The 18,270-nt window shown below is 69.7% G+C and carries 8 protein-coding genes, 1 tRNA gene and 1 pseudogene; 7 read left to right on the top strand and 3 right to left on the bottom strand.

Annotated elements, in window-relative coordinates; translation table 11 throughout:
• Positions 1-16: 16 nt before the first annotated feature.
• Positions 17-90, top strand: a tRNA-Pro gene (locus ACZ3YL_RS33390).
• Between the two features lie 29 nt (positions 91-119).
• On the opposite strand, the gene ACZ3YL_RS33385 is transcribed toward ACZ3YL_RS33390, so the two are convergent.
• Together ACZ3YL_RS33385 and ACZ3YL_RS33380 are read right to left on the bottom strand one after the other, a co-directional pair.
• Positions 120-1,490 carry a site-specific integrase gene (locus tag ACZ3YL_RS33385; RefSeq protein WP_465661069.1) on the bottom strand — a complete coding sequence of 457 codons (1,371 nt, stop codon included), beginning with the start codon at positions 1,488-1,490 and terminating at the stop codon, positions 120-122.
• A 771-nt stretch (positions 1,491-2,261) separates the two neighbouring features.
• The gene (locus tag ACZ3YL_RS33380) at positions 2,262-3,410 is read right to left on the bottom strand and encodes a hypothetical protein (RefSeq protein WP_465661067.1); all 1,149 of its coding nucleotides are present in this window, start codon (positions 3,408-3,410) and stop codon (positions 2,262-2,264) included.
• A gap of 714 nt (positions 3,411-4,124) precedes the next feature.
• On the opposite strand from ACZ3YL_RS33380, the gene ACZ3YL_RS33375 reads away from it, so the two are divergent.
• From ACZ3YL_RS33375 to ACZ3YL_RS33350, 6 genes are read left to right on the top strand one after another with little or no spacing between them, the layout of a single operon-like run.
• Positions 4,125-4,934 (top strand): hypothetical protein, encoded by an 810-nt coding sequence (locus ACZ3YL_RS33375; protein ID WP_465661065.1) that lies wholly within the window; start codon positions 4,125-4,127, stop codon positions 4,932-4,934.
• Positions 4,935-4,974: 40 nt separating this feature from the next.
• Positions 4,975-9,294 carry a DUF6603 domain-containing protein gene (locus ACZ3YL_RS33370; RefSeq protein WP_465661063.1) on the top strand — a complete coding sequence of 1,440 codons (4,320 nt, stop codon included), beginning with the start codon at positions 4,975-4,977 and terminating at the stop codon, positions 9,292-9,294.
• A 7-nt stretch (positions 9,295-9,301) separates the two neighbouring features.
• The gene (locus ACZ3YL_RS33365; protein WP_465661062.1) at positions 9,302-11,581 is read left to right on the top strand and encodes a hypothetical protein; all 2,280 of its coding nucleotides are present in this window, start codon (positions 9,302-9,304) and stop codon (positions 11,579-11,581) included.
• On the top strand, positions 11,578-15,642 hold the full coding sequence (locus tag ACZ3YL_RS33360) for a discoidin domain-containing protein (RefSeq protein WP_465661061.1): 4,065 nt from the start codon (positions 11,578-11,580) through the stop codon (positions 15,640-15,642). Before ACZ3YL_RS33365 ends, ACZ3YL_RS33360 begins: the two co-directional genes overlap by 4 nt.
• Complete coding sequence (locus tag ACZ3YL_RS33355; protein ID WP_465661060.1) at positions 15,639-16,121, top strand: hypothetical protein; 483 nt, start codon at positions 15,639-15,641, stop codon at positions 16,119-16,121. Before ACZ3YL_RS33360 ends, ACZ3YL_RS33355 begins: the two co-directional genes overlap by 4 nt.
• A gap of 4 nt (positions 16,122-16,125) precedes the next feature.
• Positions 16,126-17,865: a DUF4097 family beta strand repeat-containing protein gene (locus ACZ3YL_RS33350; protein WP_465661059.1), complete on the top strand. Its 1,740-nt coding sequence runs from the start codon at positions 16,126-16,128 to the stop codon at positions 17,863-17,865.
• 207 nt (positions 17,866-18,072) lie between these two features.
• Here the strand turns inward: ACZ3YL_RS33350 and ACZ3YL_RS33345 are convergent.
• A pseudogene (locus ACZ3YL_RS33345) lies at positions 18,073-18,258 on the bottom strand (IS4 family transposase); the annotation flags it as partial.
• Positions 18,259-18,270: the final 12 nt, after the last annotated feature.

Raw genomic sequence — 18,270 nt, 5'->3', positions numbered from 1 at the left:
CAAGGCACCGAGACCACGGGACGTGGCGCAGCTTGGTAGCGCACTTGACTGGGGGTCAAGGGGTCGCAGGTTCAAATCCTGTCGTCCCGACCGGCGTTTTCGCAGGTCGTAGGCCGCTTTCACCGAAAGGTGGAGGCGGCCTTTTTGATGTTCCGTCGGCTGGTGGTCGCAGTGTGGTCCCGGGGGGTTGGCCGGGGTGCTGGTTGGCGACGTTGTGTCGTTTTCCGTGTCTGGTGGGTGGTCAGGCGTGGTGAGCGGGGGATTCGGGTGGCGTGGTGGCCGTGCAGGGCGTTGTGGTCGGCCTGTTCGAGGGTGTGGTTGATGGCGTCGACGGCTTCGCGGACGGCCTGGATGGTCAGGTAGTGGTAGACGTCCACGGTGGTGGAGAAGGTGGAGTGTCGCAGCGTCTTGGAGACGATGGGCAGCGGCACGTGTTCGTCCAGGGCCAGGGCGCAGGCGAGGTGGCGCAGGTCGTGGACGCCGATGACGGGGACGCCGGCTTCGTGGCAGAGGCGGTGGAATCGGCGCAGGACGTAGGAGGGGTGGAGCGGGCGGCCGTGGCGGTGGAAGACCAGGCCGTGTCCGGGGGCGGGGTTGGGGCCGCGGAAGGTGTCGGGGGCGAGGCGGTTGGCGATCGCCGCGGTGGCGCGGTCGGAGAGGGCGACCCAGTTGCGGCTGGAGCGGGTCTTGGGTTCGGTGAAGACGAGTTCGGTGTTGTCGATGGCCGATAGCGTCCAGCGGATGTACATGAAGCGTTTGTCGAGGTAGGCGTCGTCCTCGTGGAGGGCCAGGGCTTCGCCTTTGCGGATGCCGGAGCCGATGAGGAGTTCGGCGAGGTCGGCGATGAGGGGGTCGGCGCCGTGGGCGTAGCGCAGGAACGTGGCCGCGTGGTCGACGGTCCATTCGATGCGGTCGGCGCGGCGGGGCCGGCGGATGACCAGGGGTCGGCCGACGTTGCGGCGCAGGCGGCCGGCCCGGACCGCGTCGCCGAGTGCGCTGGAGAGTGTGCAGAGCATGCGGTGGACGGTGACCCGGCCGCGGCCGTGGGCGAGCTGGTGGTCGGCGAAGGCGCGGATGTGGGGTCGGCGGAAGTCGTCGAGGCGGATGGTGCGGAAGGCGGGGATGAGGTCGTCGTACACGTACCTGCGGTAGTGGGAGGCGGTGGTGGGCTTCAGCTCGGCCTGTTTGGCGTGGAACCAGTCGTCGAGGTAGTCGGCGACGCTCTGGTCGGGGTCGCGGGGGATGCCGGTGCGTTCGCCTTCGAGGTAGCGGTGCAGGGCCTTCTTCGCGGCTTTCTTCTTGAGGTAGCCGCCGCGGCGGATGGTGTGACGTCTGCCGTCGAGGGCGGTGTGGCTGTCGACGGCGAAGGTCCAGGTGCCGTGGTGGGGGTCGGCTGCGAGGAGGGGGCAGCGGGCGCCGAGCTGGTTGCGGTGCTGGTCGCGGCAGCCGCACCTGCGGTAGACGCGGCCGCGCTTGGCTGAGGAGCGCATGGCGATCACTTCACTGAGGGAGTGGTGGAACTGCTGGCCATGCCAGTCTTGCTCCGGACAGGGGCTTCGCGGCAGATTCGGGACCACCGTGCGACCACCAGGCCGGTTCGATACCGTCTGACCTGGGACGATCCCTTGACTTGCGCTCAAGACGCCGGGGGCTCCAGTGACCGGCTCGCAGCCTTGTGGATCACGCCCGGCAGCCCGATTCTCGCGCGCGTCATCACTACCGGTGACGCATTGACCGCTCTCGGGTGCGAGGCGGGCGGGGTGTGGCACTGGCGACGCTTCGGGGCCAGGGTCGGCTGCGAGTGATATCCGGGGCCGTGGCGGCCCCGTTTCGAGCTTATCGAATTCCGCCGGATATCGGTGGGAGTATGTGCTCCTATTCCTGCGGCGAGGGCGTCTCGGCCGCTCCGAAATGCGCCGGAATTGCATCCCTTCGTCAGGGCTGCGGAATTCTTGGAGCTGATTGAGAGTCAGGCCCGTGAGCCACGGTGATTACTCTGCGTAGTATTGGGTCGATCTGGGGGCGGGTGTCGGCTGGCCGAGGAGTTGCCGCGTGATGGCCGTCAGGTTGAGTCCCGTTGCTCTGAGTTGCCAGGCGGCCTGGATGGCCGACGCTCTTCCCGTCACACTGTGTGATTGCTGATGGGGGTGTGCCGGGCCGTCGGAATGGCCTCGTAGCTGCTCGTCGCAGAGCGGCCAGGCCGGCCCCGGGGCGGGTAGGTGGTCCGGGGCGGCGCTGTCGGCCAGCGGGTGGATGCGGTGTTAGAAGAGCCGGTCCCGGTTGGCTGTGGCGATGGCGCGGACGAGGGCGGCGAACTGTGCGCGGCTGTGGTGCTGGTGTCGCTCGGCGGTCTCGTCCTCCGATTCCTCCTCGTCGTCGCCCAGGTCCTCGTCCTCGGCGTATTCGGCGTGGAGGAGCCAGCAGCCGTTGATGCCGGTGAGGAGGTCTTCGAGGAGGTCGCGGGCGGGCCGGTGCGGGTCCAGCGGGGTGAGACGGATGCCGGTGAGCACGTCGTCCGCCTCCTCGGAATCGTCGTCGGCGTACTCGGTGATCACCTCCTCGGCCTCCTCCAACTGCTCGCGCAGAGCGGCAGGGTCGGGTAGCACGCCGTCCGCGACCCGCATGGCGTGGCGCACGAGCCCGGTGACGGCGTCGTAGGGGGAGAGGCCGTTGTCGAGGAGTTCCAGCACGAGGGTGGGTGTCGCGTGGGGGAGTGCCTCGATGTTGTCCGCTTCCCGGATCACCTCGGTGGGTGTGTAGCCGGAGGCTTCCGAGACGACTTGGGCCGCGGCGTAGAGCCAGTGGGCGGCTGCCACGGCCGCTGCGGTCGGGTCGATGTCGGAGTAGAGCGCGGCCGGGCCGAACGGGTCCTCCTGGAGCAGTTGGTCGGCGGCGGCGACCTGGACGGGGGAGGCGCCTTCGCGGCTGAGCAGCACGGCCTGCTGGGCCCGTCCGGTGAGGTGGCCGAGCTCGGCGCCTTCGATGGCGGCCAGTTCCACCGTGGTTTCGGCGCGGATCGCCTCGGTCAACTCGGGGTTGTCCAGGGTGATGAGGGCGCGGCCGACGCGGTGCGCGTTCTCCAGTACCGGGCTGTACTCGACGATCATCGAGCCGCCATGCGGGAGGTTGGGGTCGGCCACGGCCTGGGCGACATCCTCGAATGCCTTGCGTTCCTGTTCCCGGCGCCAGCCCTCGCTGTTGGTCTCGAGGGAGTCGGCGGCGCTGGCCGGGTGGGTGTAGGTGCGCCAGGCTGCGGTGGACAGTTGGGTGAGGGCTGCAGTCAGGCGGGACAGGGCGGCGAGGTCCGTGCCGGCCGGGACGGTGGCGATTCGTGAGGCGAGGTCGCCTTGGCCGGTTCCCCAGGTGGCGATGAGTTCGTGTCGATCAGGGTCGACGCAGTAGCGGGTCATGACGGACCACCTCCAGCTCGCCTCCGTCATATCACGTGTCACGGAGGTGCAATGACGCATCGTCAGTCTGTGCCTCGATCGAGGTCGACTGGAAATCATCGAGGTGCGGTCCGCTGCTTCTCGCCGGGAGCGTGCTCTGCGTCGCGTTCGGGTCGGCCTTCGCCGACTTCCGGCGTGAGCGGCTGCCGATTCGGCCACACGGATGGCGAAATACCGCTTTGAGGTGCCGGATGATCACGATGTGTGATGTGATCGCCTCTTGCCAGGCGGGCGGGCCCATGACGATGGTCGATGCCCGCTGCTCGGTTCCTGGTGCGATGAGTCCGGCCTGGCCTGTTTCGTCGAGGGTTGGGCGCTACCAGCAGCGTCACTCGTGTCGGTAACGAGGGGATTTTTCATGTCGGTGTCCGTCGTGGACCTGCTCGCCAGCTTCCCGGCCCCGGGGAGGACATCGTTGTCCGAGTGAACTGGCTGACGGGAGCGCGTTGGCGTCCATAGTCTGATGCGACGAACCCGTCAGCGATCAGGCGGTAGTGCGGACGGGTGCGACTTCAGGAAGCGACCGAGTTCGTCGTTGCCCGACTGGTGAACCGCGCCCATGCGCAACGGGGACCTCCTTCTTGGTCAGGCCGGCCGTCCGCTCTGCTTGGCATCCCTTGGTGCTCTCCGAGCTTTTCCGCCTGCGTACACCCTCACAATCCCATGGGGAACTTCGTGGACCAGATGAACGTCGTCGCTGGAATCTCAGGACCTGTTGACGGCCTGCGCGCCATCCTCGAAGCAAAGTATCGCGTTTCAAATCTGCAGTCTTTCTGGTTGCAGGGGCCCGGAGAAGCAAGCATGCCGGTCCCTGACCGGGATTTCACCGTTCACGATCTGGCGCCGCAGCCCATCACCGCCACGTGGGTGTCGGTGCCGCCTTCGGGGCAGCCGTTGTTCTGCCTGTACCTGGAGATGCCCGAGTTTGCCGGCCCCGGGGGCTACTGGGCGGAGTTCTACTATCGGAGTGGTGGGTCGGCTCCGAGTTTTTCGGTCCGCCGGTTGAAGGAGCCGCCGGGGAGTTTCACGGGGCCGGTGTTCGGGATCATCGGGCAGCGTCAGACCGCGTACCCCTATGTGAGGTCTCCGATCAGTCGGGCGACTTCTCGGGAGGGCATGGTCGACCTGTTGACCCGCAGGTACGAACTCAGCCCCGCCCACGAGTCCTTCTGGTTGCAGGGGCCCGGAGAAGCAAGCATGCCGGTCCCTGACCGGGATTTCACCGTTCACGATCTGGCGCCGCAGCCCATCACCGCCACGTGGGCAGCGGAAGGGCGGAACGTGGCAGGCAAAGCTCTCTTCAGTCTGTTCTTCACCAGCCCCGGGTTCCCGGGCACCGGGAAATGGGCGCAGATCTTCTACGATCCCACGGGTCCAGCCTTGACGGCACTGGCTGCGGACGCGCCGGCTGAGAAGGCTCCCGCATTCGCTCTGAAGCCGGGCAGGCAGAGCGCGATTGCCGCGCCGCCACCGGCTGGCTCCTGAGCATGTCCGCGGATTTCACTCGAGTTTCCCGGAGGGCGCTGTGGCGATTTCTGTGTCCGAGCTGCTGGCTTTGTTCGACAGCTCGAGCGGGTCTGGGGTTTTCGAGCTGCCGGGTTCGGCGCTCGGAATCCCGGAGGTGTCCGACCTGTTCGATGTGTACCTGGGGGGTGGGCTGAGCCTGTCCGTGCCGGTCTTCGACCGTGAGGCCCTGGAGGCGGCGGGAGTCTGTGACATCCCGGAGTTGGGTGTGAAGCTGGCGACGCGTGTGCACTTCGTCGCCGACGCGGGCCGGATGTCCGTGGTGGGCTGCCGGGTGGCGGTGGAGGCTCCGTCCTGGGTGATCGAGACGCAGTATCTGCAGACCGACCTGACCAGGCTTCACCCTCTGGGGTTCGACCCGTTGTCGGTCGTCTTCGCTGCGCTGCCGGACGCCCTGGGCGGTGCCCGCCCAGAGGTGTACCTGACGGTGGCGTTTCCTGCTGGCAGCCCCGCCAGGCGCGAGACCGTGCGGGTGCTGGGCGCGCAGTCGGCCGTCGTCGGACTGTCCGGGGATTTCCCGGACGCGCCGGCCTTCGATCAGCTGGCGGATCTGGCGGCTCTTCCGTTCCTGGATGCGTCGGTGATGGATCTCGTGCGCCTGCCGGAGGAGATCAGCGGCCGGCTGGGCAGCTTGTCGCTGACGTCGGTGAGCGCGGCGTTCGACCGGTACCTGGGACGCCTGGAGGAGGTGAGCGTCGCCCTACGGCTGCAGGGGGACGCCAGGTGGCCACTCATCCCGGGTCTGGTGGAGCTGGACCGGGTCGATCCGTTGCGGTTGGACGCGGTGCGGGAGCGTGCCGGGGCGTGGCAGGTGGACGTCACGCTGGGGGTGCGATGCACGGTGCGCGGGTCCTATGTTCTGGACGGTGAGTTGGCGCTGCCGGCGGGTCGGCTGTCGGCGGTGTTGTGGAACCCTGCGGGCGGCAGTGACCTGATCGGGGACGGGGCCCTGACGGGTACCGGTATCGACCCCGCCGGCGTCCAGTTGAGGTTCATCCACGTCTCGGCCGATGTGGCGTCCAGGTCCTACACCCTGGCGCTGGCCCTGGATGCGCGCTGGCACCTGGCTGCGGATGTCGTCTTGACCGGACTGGAGCTGCGTTCGGCCGGCACCGGCACATCGGTCCCCGGTGTGACATTGGCGGGCACGCTCGACGTGGGCGGGACTCCTGCTGTGCTGGAGGGGCGGCGCAGGCCCGATGGGGTGTGGGAGGTGGAAGGCTCTGCGTTCCAGGTGGACTTCGCCGGGTTTGCAGGCTGGTTCGAGCAGACGTTCGGCGTGCCTGTGCCACAAGCCGTGGCTGGTCTGGCAGTGGACCGCGTGACGCTGTCGCTGGCCTCGGACCTGTCAGGGCGTGTCTGGTGTGCTGGTTCGCTCCCACTGGGCGACGGGCTGGAAGGCGCGGCCTTCGCGTTGGACGCGCGGGTCGGCGTCAAGCCGCCTTCGGGGAAACGGCCGGTGGATTTCTCGGCCTCTTTGACGGTCGGGGTGGAGGTCGACGGTGAGCCCCGGGTCATGGACTTCACGGGGGACTTCGGCGCCGACGCCGCGGGCTCGCGGCTCACCCTCGAGTGGGCGAGTGAGCAGGGGATCCCCGTTCAGGACCTGATGGCCGCCCTCGGCGTTGATCTGCCCGATCTGCCCAAGGCGTTGCGACCCGAACTGCAGGCCCTGTCAGTGCGCTACGACTCCGCTACCGGTGAGGTCCTGCTGACGGCCGCGACCGAACGCACAGGCTGGGTCTATGCCAGCCGTCCTGGCACCGGAGCCGGCAGCCGCCGCAGCACCGCAGCCGCGGTGCGGGCCCGGCTCGGCGCGCGTGCCTCGGATCTGCCGCTGGTCGGCGAGGCGATGCCGCCCGGCGCGGACCTGGTGCTCGACGCTATCGCCGTCACCTCGACGCCCACCGGCTGGACCGCCGACCAGGCCGCCTTGCTCAACTCCGCACTGGATCAGGCCGATTCCGCAGCGGAGCGCAGGCTGCCGCGCTTCGCCGCCGATCGGGCGGCCGGGCCCGGTACCGCCGTCCAGATCGAGCTGAGCATCGGTGGAGTGTCGCAGGTCCCGCTGGTCCTGCCGATCACCACAGGTGCGGGCGGCGCGCTCGTGGCTGTTCCCCTCGGCCCGCTCGCCGTGCGCGCGGCGGACGAGGGCTGGTCGCGCGAGCTGGACCTGGTGTTCGGCCCGGTGCGGTTCTCCGGGATCGGGATCGGCTTCGCGGACGGGCAGATCTTCGTCGCCCTCGACGCCGTCCTGTCAGTGGGCCCGGTGCGGCTGATCCTGATGGGCCTCGGACTGGGCATCGACGGGGAGTTGGACGTCGCGCCCCGCCTGCGCGGTGCGGGCGTGCAGCTGGAGAAACCGCCGCTGAGGATCAGCGGCATGGTGGAGCGCCGCACCGGCTCGGAGGCCGCCCCGGGGCTCAAGGAGCAGTTCGTCGGGCTTGCCGCGATCGAGACCGGGTTCTTCGCCCTGAATGCCGCCGGGTCGTATGCCAAGGCCGTGGACGGCTGGTCGTCACTGTTCCTGTTCGGCGAGATCTCCGGCGGTGAGCAGGGACTGTTCGGCCCGCCGCCGTTCCGGGTGATCGCCATCTCGCTGGGCTTCGGCGTCAACAGCACCGTGCGCACCCCGACGATCGACCAGGTCGGCGAGTTCCCGCTGGTGAACCGGCTGGACGGCGTCGGCAGCGGCGACACGCCCGCACAGGTGCTGGAGAAGCTCGCCGGCCCGGGCGGCTGGATCACCCCGCGCGAGGGCCAGTACTGGGGCGCGGGCGGGATCGAGTTCAGCTCGTTCGAGTTCCTGCGCTCGCGCGCGCTGCTGCTGGTGGAGGGCGGCGAGTCCTGGAAGGTGCTGCTGATCGGCCGTACCACCATCGACCTGCCGCGAAGCAAGGCCGCCAAGAAGCCGATCGCGCGGATCGTCATCGACCTGGCCATCGGCTACCACCACGACCAGGGCCTGTTCTCGATGGACGCGGTGATCGCGCCCGGCTCGTACGTCATCGACCCGGCGGCCGAGCTCACCGGTGGCCTGTCGCTCTACATCTGGGGCCAGGACCGCACCGCCCTCGGCGGCGGCAAGGGCTTCGTGTTCACCCTCGGCGGCTACCACAAGAACTTCAAGAAGCCCGACTACTACCCCGACCCGCCCCGCGTGGGCTGGCGGTGGGCACGCGGCCCGGTGGCGATCCGCAGGCAGGTGTACGCGGCGCTGACCGACGGCGCCTTCATGGCCGGCGGCGAGCTGTCCGCGAACTACGACAAGGGCCACGGCATCCAGCTGCAGGCATGGTTCACCGCCTGGCTGGACGCGCTGGTGCAGTGGAAGCCCTTCTACTTCGACCTGTCGATGGGCCTCAACATCGGGGTCGCGGCCACCGTCAAGGTGCTCTTCATCCGGGTCCGGGTCTCGCTGGAAGTCGGGGTGGAGCTGGACCTGTGGGGGCCGCCGATCGGCGGGCGGGCCAAGATCAAGGTCTGGTTCATCAGCTTCACCGTCGAGTTCGGCACCGGCCGCGACGGCGTACCGGCGATCGACTGGGCGGAGTTCAGCGTCCAGCTGCCCGCCCCGCTCTCCATCGCCCCGCTGCGGGGGCTGCTGGTCGACGTCGACCCCGAGGAGAGCGCGATCCGCTCCGCCACGGGGGAGCCGCTGCTGGTCTCGATGGACGGGTTCGCCGTCCGCACCGAGGCCGCCGTCCCCGCCAGCCGCATCGTCTTCAACGGCCAGACCTTCGAGGGCACGGCCACGGATACCATCGACATCCGGCCGATGGGGCCCAAGGGTCAGGGCGTGGCCTCCGAACACCACGTCACCCTGCATTGGAACGATTCCCCCGACTACTACACCCCCACCGGATGGGGTGTCGCCGTCTACCGGCAGGACATGCCCAAGGCGATGTGGGGCAAGCCGCTGGGCAAGCCCAGCGATGTGCTGGATGGCAGCGACGGGCTGCTCAGCGGCTGCCTGGCCGGCCTGACCTTCGAGATCCCGAAGCCCGAACTGGCCCCGGCGGTCGGCTGGGTCGACGCCGAGGCCCTGGACGTCGACGGGCTGCCGGACGCGCCGATCCCGCAGCTGGGCTCGACGGCACAAGGCCCGCCGTCCACCCCGGACGACGGCAGCATCGCCACCATCGTCGACCCGGCCACCGGCATCGCCGCGCCGCCCACCGCGGCCCGCCGCGCCTCGGTGCACGCCGCCCTGGCCGGCCTCGGCCTGGCCCCGGGCACCGACGACGCGCTGACCCGCTACGCGGACCTCGCGCAGACCACGTTCACCCACGCGCCCATGACCACCACAGCCGAGAGGTGAACCGACGTTGAGCGGCACCGAAGACCTCCGCGTCGCCTTCCACGACTACCGCCGCCCGCTGGCCACCGCCGGCGTCTACACCCTCACGGCGGATCACCACCTAACCAAGGACGGCGTGCGCGTCGACACGCCCGCCATCCCCACCGCCACGCAGCAGTTCGAGATCCGCGCGGTCCGCTTCGTCCTCGATCCCTCGTCCGTGCACGCCCACTACCCGGCCGACGGAGCCAGCGGCGACTTCAGCCGCACCCTGCCGCACATCACCCTGAACCGCTCGATCCTGCCCTGGGAGCGGCTGCTGCGCGCCCGCGCGGTACCCGAGCAGGCCCCGTGGCTGGCCCTGATGGTCGTCCGCGCGGGCGAACTGCCCGACGACCCGGAGGGTCTGGGGCAGACCACCACCCGCACCGTCGCCGAGCTGCGCCGCCCCGGACCGGGCATCCTCGGGCCGGACCTCAGCGACACCGGCATCACCCCGGACATCGAGGCCAGCCGCTGCCAGAGCATCGACGTCCCAGCCGAGTTGTTCACCACCCTGGTGCCGCGAGAGGAGGAACTGCACTACCTCGCCCACGTCCGCGACGTCTCCACCCGACCGCAAATGCTGGACAACGAAGAGATCCTGACCGAGGGCCAGTACGCCGTGCTGGCCGCCAACCGCTTCCCCAGCCAGGCTGGCACCTACACCGCGCACCTTGTCTCCCTGGAGGGCTTCAAAGGCAGGCTCGACCCCGGACAACTCCCCACCGGCACCCGAGCGGTGCGGCTGTGCGTGCTGCACTCGTGGACGTTCACCAGTGACCCGGCCGGCACCCGCGACGCCGCGGCGCTGCTCAGCAACCTCGTGGCACCCGCCCGCGCGGACCGGGAGAACCTGGCGCTGCGCTTGCGCCCCGAGGGGAGCGTGGCGGCCCGCTCCACGGCGGACGCCGAGCAGTACGCGCGCCGCCGCCTGCACCTGGGCTACACCCCGCTGCCCTACCGGCTGCTGTCGGGGGAGACCACCTACGGCTGGTACCGCGGCCCCCTCACCCCTGTGATCGCGCCAGCGACCCGTGACTTCGCCCGCGACGAGCCGAAGACCACCGCCGACCACGCGCTGATCTACGAGCCGGAGCACGGCCTGTTCGACGTCTCCTACGCCGCCGCCTGGACGCTGGGCCGCACCCTGGCACTGAGCGACCCCGACTACAGCGAGGAGATGACCCGGGCGCGGCGCGAACTGGCCAACACCGCCGCGACGGTGATGGCCCTGGCCGCCGATCCGGTGCTCGCCGCCGCCGACCCCGGCGACCTGGACGGGCGCGCCCTGCGGAACCTCGCCGCCCCCACCTTCGCCGCCGGCCTACTGGAGGCGCTCGCCAGCCCGCTCGTCCCGGCCGGCCAGGTCTCGGCCCGCCGGGGCCGCCGCACCCAGCTCACCCAGGCCGCCGCCCGCGCCGCGCTCACCGCCGAGCCCCGGATGGCGGCCCTGCAGGCCACCGCCGCACGGCACGCCCGCACCCTGCCGGCCTGGCTGGACGAACTGGCGCTGCTGCGCCGGGTGCCGTTCAACTACCTGGTGCCGCACCCCGCGATGCTCCCCCCGGAGTCGATCCGGCTGTTCCGCATCGACGAGAACTGGATCGAAGCACTGCTCGCCGGCGCCCGCGACGTCGGCGTCCACACCTCCCTGGACGCAGCTGTCGACCCGGCGCTCACCGCCGCCGTCGACCGCCGCCGCACCCGCTCCGCCGAACCGCGCCGCGCCGGGCTGCTCATCCGCTCCGAACTCGTCAAAGCCTGGCCGGTCTTCGACATCCTCACCACCGCCGCCGGAGCGGACAACACCGAGCTGCGCCGCGACCACCTCGCTCCCGACACCCTGCTGCTACTCCTGGACGCCCTGCCCGACGAGATCGTCATCCGCGAACCCGGCCAGGGCATCCACTTCGGCATCGACAGCACCAGCGACGAGGACGGCGAGGACGGCGACGACGGCGACGACAACAGCGTCATCCACCTGCGCGACCACCGGCCCGGCGACGACCTCGGCTACCCGCTGCGCCGCGACTACCCCGAGGGCGGCGGCCTGCTCACCCAGCACCTGCGCCCGCGCGCCGGAGACGATGCCCCGGACGTCCTGGCCCTGCGCGGCGAACGCGGCCTGGTGCCCGCCCTCGCCCAGGTCCTCGACCCCGCCCTCGGCGACCTCGCACCCGGCGAGTTCGCCCTGCAACTCGTCAACGCCCCCGTCGAGCAACGCCTGACCCTCGACCCGACGCCCGGCCAGGAGAGCGCCCGATGACCGACACCGACCTGATCGTCCCCGTCGAGGTCCACGCGCTACTGGCCACCCGCGACGTGGCCAACTTCGACGACTTCCGGCGCTGGAGTCCGCGCTACCCGTGGACCTTCTCCAAGGACTTCCGCAGCAACGCCGAACCGCCCATCCAGCACTCCGAGGGCAACCCCGAAGAGGGCATCCACGTGCAGTGGCAGCTGCCCGAGGCCCTGGCCACCGGCGTGATCGACCCAGCCACCGGCGTCAGCACCTTCCCGCTGGTGCCAAACAGGTGGCTGGTGGTGCGCTACGCCGAGGTGCGCGGCGTCATGAAGGCCGCCGGTTTCCTCGTCCACAGCGACTACCTGGAGAAGGCCGACGGCGGGCCCGTCGAGTCGGCGTTCACCCCCTTCGTCGACCCGAACCCCGACCGGCCGCCCCGCGCCGACTACATCGGCCGCGTCCACCCGTTGACCGCCGGCCGCTGGAGCGAGCCGGCCGACCGGCCGCTGTTCCTGACCGCCATCGGCAGCGGCCTGCCCGCCTTCGCGGCCTTCGCCCCGTACCACGAGAACGTCTTCCTCTTCCACGACACCCTCGCCGACCTCAAGGCCAGCGAGAGCTACCCGCCGCCCTGCACCGTCAGCTACTGCGTGACCGGCTGGTACAGCAAGGACAGCGCCGACATCCTCAAAACCGCACGCGACATCAAGGGACTGCTGCCCCCCGACGCCGACCCCGACAACGTGGCCGACGTGCTGCGCGCCCTGGGCTGGGCCGCCCCCGACGGCATGCCCGCCACGGTCACCCGCACCCGCTACGTCGGCACCGCCCTCGGCATCCCGTGGAACCGCGAGGGCGGACACCCGGACTCGGACCGCCCCAAGACCCGCGACGTCAAGGTCGCGATCGGGCACAGCACGGCCGACGCCGTCGCCGCACTCGTCGACCACCAGGCCGCCGGCACCCAGCTCGCCGACCAGGTCCGCGCCCTGTTCCACGGCAACCCCGATGGTCTCGACGGCCCCGACTGGCAGAACTCGCTGGACGAGCTCACCCGCCGCTCCTGGTTCAGCGGCCACGACGGCGGCGCCACCTGGCACGTCGTCAACCGGCCCAGCGACACGGCCGACACCCAGGCCCCGCCCCCCGGACAGCCGGACTGGATCACCACCCTCAATCGCGACCAGGACGACTACGACCAGGCCCGCCACCAACTCGCCGCCGCGCAATGGCGGCTGTGGTCACTGTGGTGGCTGCGCAACCTGCCCGAGAAGCGCCGACCCCTCGACTACGCCTTCGACGAGCGGGCCTGGGACCAGAAGATCGACGAGGCCCGCGCGCGCGTGACGGCGCTCGACACCGAGGTCAAGCGGTTGAGCGGCCTGGTCCCGCACGGCCTGACCCCCGAAGAGACGCAGACCGCGATCGACCGCCACGCCCAGACCCAACGGCTGCCCGAAGAGCTGGAGCTCAAGCGCACGCCCCGGCAGAGCTACCACCGCCCCGCCGACCCCGTCCTCGCCCTGACCGGCACGGGAACCACCCAGCCGCTCGGCCGCGACGAGGACGACCCGCTGCCCTGCCGACTGCCGTCGCGCCTCCTCGCCAAGGTGAAGATCAACGGAACCCTGGTGCCCGTCCCCGCCAACCCGCTGCTGCCCGCCAACACGCCCGAAGTACCGGGCATCATCAAGGCGGTGGTCGCCGAGTTCGCCCTGCTCGACCAAGCCGTGCGCACCCCGGCCACCGGCGGCACCGACACCGCGCTGCACGCCGTCGTCGCCGACCCGGCAGCCCACACCGAAGGTCCCTGGCCCGAATACACCCACGTCTGGCGCCAGCCCTGGCTCCCCCTCTACCTCCAGTGGCAGATCAAGCACTGCGCCACCCCCTACAAGAGCCAGAATGCCACCCCCAACTGGGAGTTCGGCCTCGGACAGGACGGCGACCCCGAGCCGGACCGCTACCGCTACCGTTGGAAGGGCAGCGGCGCGGCGCCCGGCGACGGGGACGGCGGACGGCGCTGGAACGCCTTCGGCGCGCGCGCCTTCGTCACCCCCGCCACCCGGTACGTGCTGCGCGAGCAGACCCGCCGGCTCGCCGAACACGCCCCGCCGCAGCTGGCCGGCCAACTGCACGCCATGCGGGCGGAACTGGACGGCATCGACGTGCTCTCCCAGGCCCTCGACGGCTTCCACGACTGGCTCATCCAGCTGGACGGGGCCGCCCAGGCCGTCACCGACCAAGCCGTCCTGTCCCAGGCCGGGGAGAGCAACCACGTCCCCGACGGCGCTGAGGGCCACGGCGATCAACGTTTCCAACCCGTGCGAGCGGGCCAGTTCTACTTCATCGAGCTGGTCGTCATCGACCGCTTCGGCCGGGTGTGCTCCCTGGTGCAGCCGACCCAGAGCCAGCCCATCCAGTTCCAACCGGTCCGCGCGGACAGCGTCCTGCCGGACAAAGACCTGTTCCCGAACCCGCCCGGCCCGCAGCGCTTCGTGCAACTGCCGCCCCGCCTCATCCAACCGGCCCGGGTCCGGCTGGACACCGTGCCGCTGCGCGGCGACCAGCCACCCGCCGAGGTCGCCGAGGCCGGTGACGCCGCACAACTCCCCGGCGCCGAGGCACCGGTGGCCGGCTGGCTGCTGGTCAACCACCTCGACCAGACCCTGCTGGCCTACGGCCCCGACGGAGAGCCGCTGGGCGAACTGCGTGTCGTGCGCGACGTCCACAACACCCGCACCACGGCCTGGAACGCGCTCCCGCACGCCCCCTACCGCCACCCGCGCGACGCCGACTTCGCCGCCGCCTACCCGCACCTCGCCGCCTTCGCCCGCAGCCTGCTCGGCCACGCACCGGAAGCCTTCGAGGCGCTGGCCAGGACGATCGACACCGCGCTCGACCACATCCTCGAACCCGCGCCCGACGAGGACCGCTCCCCGGCCCGCCTGATCGGCCGCCCCATCGCCCTCATCCGCACCCAGCTCAGCCTGGACCTGATGGGAGAACCGCTGACCGACCCCAGTTGGAAGCAGGCCCTCAACCCGCCGGCGGCGAACTACCCCGACTACCGCTGGACCGTGCGCCTCGGCGACCCAGACCGACTCTCCGACGGCCTCATCGGCTACTTCGCCGCCGACGACCACGACCAGCCGACCCGCTACCACCGCTTCCATGCCGTCGACCCGAACGGCCCGGCCAACCCCTACGTGACGCCAATCGGAGCCGGCGCCCACCTCACCCTGCCCGCCCGTCCCGCCGACCGCCCCGCCACCCACCACCTCACCCTGCTCGCCTGCCCCCACACCGCCGTCCACGCCACCACCGACATCCTCCCCGTGGCCGAAGTCTCCGTGGACGCCGACACCACGCACCGGGCCCTCGCCCGCATCCGCGCCTCCTTCCGCCTCAACCCGCTGCTCGCCCCCGACCGGTTCGGCCCACCGGCGGCCACGGCCTCCCTCAAGGCCCAACCCGGCCACCCAGCCTCCGCGATGACGGACGGCGACCCGACCACCAGCTACGAGAGCGGCGATGTGCCGGCGGCAGGCGACTGGGTCCGCCTCGACCTGCACACCGAACGCCGGGTGGAAGCCATCGACCTCCTGCTCGGCCGCCCGGACGGCAGCGGCAAGCCCGTGGCCACCGAGCTGGAAGCCTGCGGTGATGACGGCGAGGAGTGGACGGTGCTGCGCGGCTCCGCCCAGGTGGACGAGATCCACTATGAGCCCGAGACGCCGCTCACCGTCCGCTTCCTGCGCCTGCGGCACATCGCTGCCGCCGCCGGGCCCTGCGCCGTCCGCGAGTTCAGCGTGCAGGGCGAGCCGCCGGACAAGTCCCTCGTCATGCCCCGCCCCGCGGCCTGGCACGGCGACTGGACCTGGGCCGAACCGCTCCCCGTGGACGGCACCGGCAGCGGCCAGCCGCTGCCGGAGTGGGACGAGCACCTCATCTACAACGCCGACCACTTCTCCCACCCCGACGCGCCGCCGCCCGTCGCCCGCTCGGGCTACCTCCAACTCCAGCCGGCCCCAGCTTCTTCGTCGGCCCCGTCGCCGGCCCAGGAAGGAACCGCGTCGTGACCAGCCCGGACTCAGCCCTGCTGCTGCCCTACCACCTGGAACACACCCCGGCAGCGGCCCAACAGCCGGGCGAGGTGGCCCTCAACCGCGTCCGCCTCACCATCGGCGACGACCCGGCGGGCCGCACCAGCTGGCCGGTGCAGTGCACCCGGATCGCCGTCAGCCTGCCTCTCGCCGACTCCGCCACCGTGCGGAGCGGGGAGCCCGTCGTCTACCGCACCCGGCTCGACCTCGAACACGGCCCCGGCCGCGGGCGGCAATGGCTGGTCGAAACCACCACCACCGACCCGGCCACCACCCTGATCACCCTCACCCCCGCCGAGCCAGCCCACTTCGACGGCAGCTGGACCCTCACCCTCACCCTCGACATCAGCACCCCGCCCGGCACCCAGAGCCGCATCACCGAGGACACCGCTCCCGGCGACAGCAGCCCGCAGCGCCGCACCGGCAACGCCACCACAGCCACCCAGGAGGCATAGAACCGTGACCACCCCCAAGCCCCCCATGCTCCTCCCACCAGTCCTGAAGCCCTCGGACCCGATCCACGTCTCCACCTTCGCCAAGCCGGAGTACGCCGACCTGACGTTCACCTACGGCAACGTCAAGCCCAGCGGTAGCTGGCCCGTGCACTGCAAGTCGTTCACGGTCAGCATCCCCACCGGCCGTCAGGCCACCGCCCTGACCAGCGAACCGAGCCTGATCCACTACGAGCTGACCGTTCCCACAGGGAGGCGGGCTTGGACTGTCGAGGCCGACACCCGCGACCCCAACAAGGTCGTCTTCACCTGCTCGCCGCCGCCGGACGAGCCCGCCGCGTTCGACGGAACCTGGAGCGTCGATCTGAAACTGTGGGGAATCGAGGTCAACGGCGGCGTCGGCAAGGTCGACATCACCTGGGAGGAGTCCACCTCGACCACTGGGGAGGACGGCCCGTACCAGGAACGCGCCGGGACAGGCACGATCAGCAAGAGCGACGACTCCTTCTACCTACACAGCTTCCGCCCGGCCACCGTGGCCATCAAGCGCGGCACCAAGCCCACCCTCCACTGGAACGGCACTGCGCAGGCGAAATACACCATGTACTACCGGAAACCGGACGGCACCCAGGGATCAGCCACGGCCAGCGGCGACAGCTGGACCTCCCCGGTGGACCTGGTCGACGACTCAAGCTTCATCCTCCAAGCCGAGATGGGCAACGAAGTCCGCTACCTCACCACCTATATCAAGGTCAACGACCCTGATATCGCCGTCACCAGTGTGGCCGCCCCGACCGCAACCGGCAGCATCAGTGTTAAGAACAACATCGTCTCGACCGGCGACCTCACTCTCGGCCCAAACAAGACGCTCGACGCCGATCACATCAACGCCCGCACCGCCAACGGCGCCATTAAGGTCGGCAACGACCTTACCCTCGACACGAGCAAAACCCTCAAAGTCGATAACGTGAACGCCACGACTGCAACTGGTAGCATCAGTGTCAAGAACAATCTCGTCCTCGACACTGGAAAAATCCTCAAAGTCGACAAAGTCGATGCCACGACAACAACCGGAAAACTCGCCATCGGCAACAATATCGTCACCACTGGCGACCTCAGCCTCGGCGTAGGTAAGACGCTCGACGCCGATCACATCAACGCCAGGACCGCCGATGGTGCCATCAACGTCGATGCTGGCCTCACCGTCAACGGGGGAATCTCTGCCACCACCATCACCGCAAGCGGCCTGATCACGGCCAATAAAAATCTCTGGGTCAAGGATAATGGCCCTGACACAGGTGTCCTGAGTGCGCCGTATATGGCCTCAGTGGGATATGGGCAACCTGGTGGCGACAAGCCAATCCAGTTCTTCAGCCCATTGGGCGGAAACAACGGTGGGGCGCTTTCCGTGTCGAACGATCTCGTGACTCGCGGCAACGTCACTGCCGAAACCGTGGCTGGCAAAGACGTGTACTTTTGGATCAAGAGTCGTCTGGCGCTTGGTGGTCCCGCAGATATCTTCCATGGTGCACAAAAGATCACTGCCGCCTTTACGGCACCCAGTGCAGGTCTGGTCTTCGGGTTCGGAAACGGAAGTGAAGTCCACGTCTATGGAGGGTTTGGGACTCCGACCAACATGTCGAAGGACACGAAGGATTCCATCATTGTTCCGGTGAAGCGAGGTGCTTCTGTATCGCTAAGCCGATACAACTCGGGGGAGTGGTACTATCTCCGATTCGGTGGATGATGCTGTACGGGGGCTTGTCTTAGTTGGAACGGCATATGCGTCATTCTTCTCCTTTCTATGCTCTGTACTCGACATGTCTTATCGAGAGTCGATCGCCTGGCCGTAATGGGGGCGGCATGCAGGGGCGTGAGCACCGTCGGCGAGCCTGCGGACAGGTAGGCAACCAGTGGGGCCGTGGCTCTGCAGGTGACCCCTGCATGTGGGGCCGCTGCGGGTGAAGGACAGACGGTCGGGGGCGATGCCCTCGTGCAGGGCCGCCTGGTGCATCAACTGCCGGATCGCGTAGCGGACGAGCAGGAGGCCGTAGACCTCCTGCTCGACTCCCCATGGGTACTTGGAGCGCAGGACGAGCTTGGGGCCGCGCTGGTGGGTCTTGATCTCGTCGAGGGTGTTCTACGTACTGTG

Source organism: Kitasatospora sp. NPDC023176 (assembly GCF_055560495.1).
This window is presented reverse-complemented; position numbering and strand designations above follow the sequence as displayed.

Coding starts and splice junctions, on each gene's coding strand:
- ACZ3YL_RS33360 (WP_465661061.1), top strand. CDS start 11,578: ATGACCGACACCGACCTGATCGTCCCCGTCGAGGTCCACGCGCTACTG.
- ACZ3YL_RS33385 (WP_465661069.1), bottom strand. CDS start 1,490: ATGCGCTCCTCAGCCAAGCGCGGCCGCGTCTACCGCAGGTGCGGCTGC.
- ACZ3YL_RS33380 (WP_465661067.1), bottom strand. CDS start 3,410: ATGACCCGCTACTGCGTCGACCCTGATCGACACGAACTCATCGCCACC.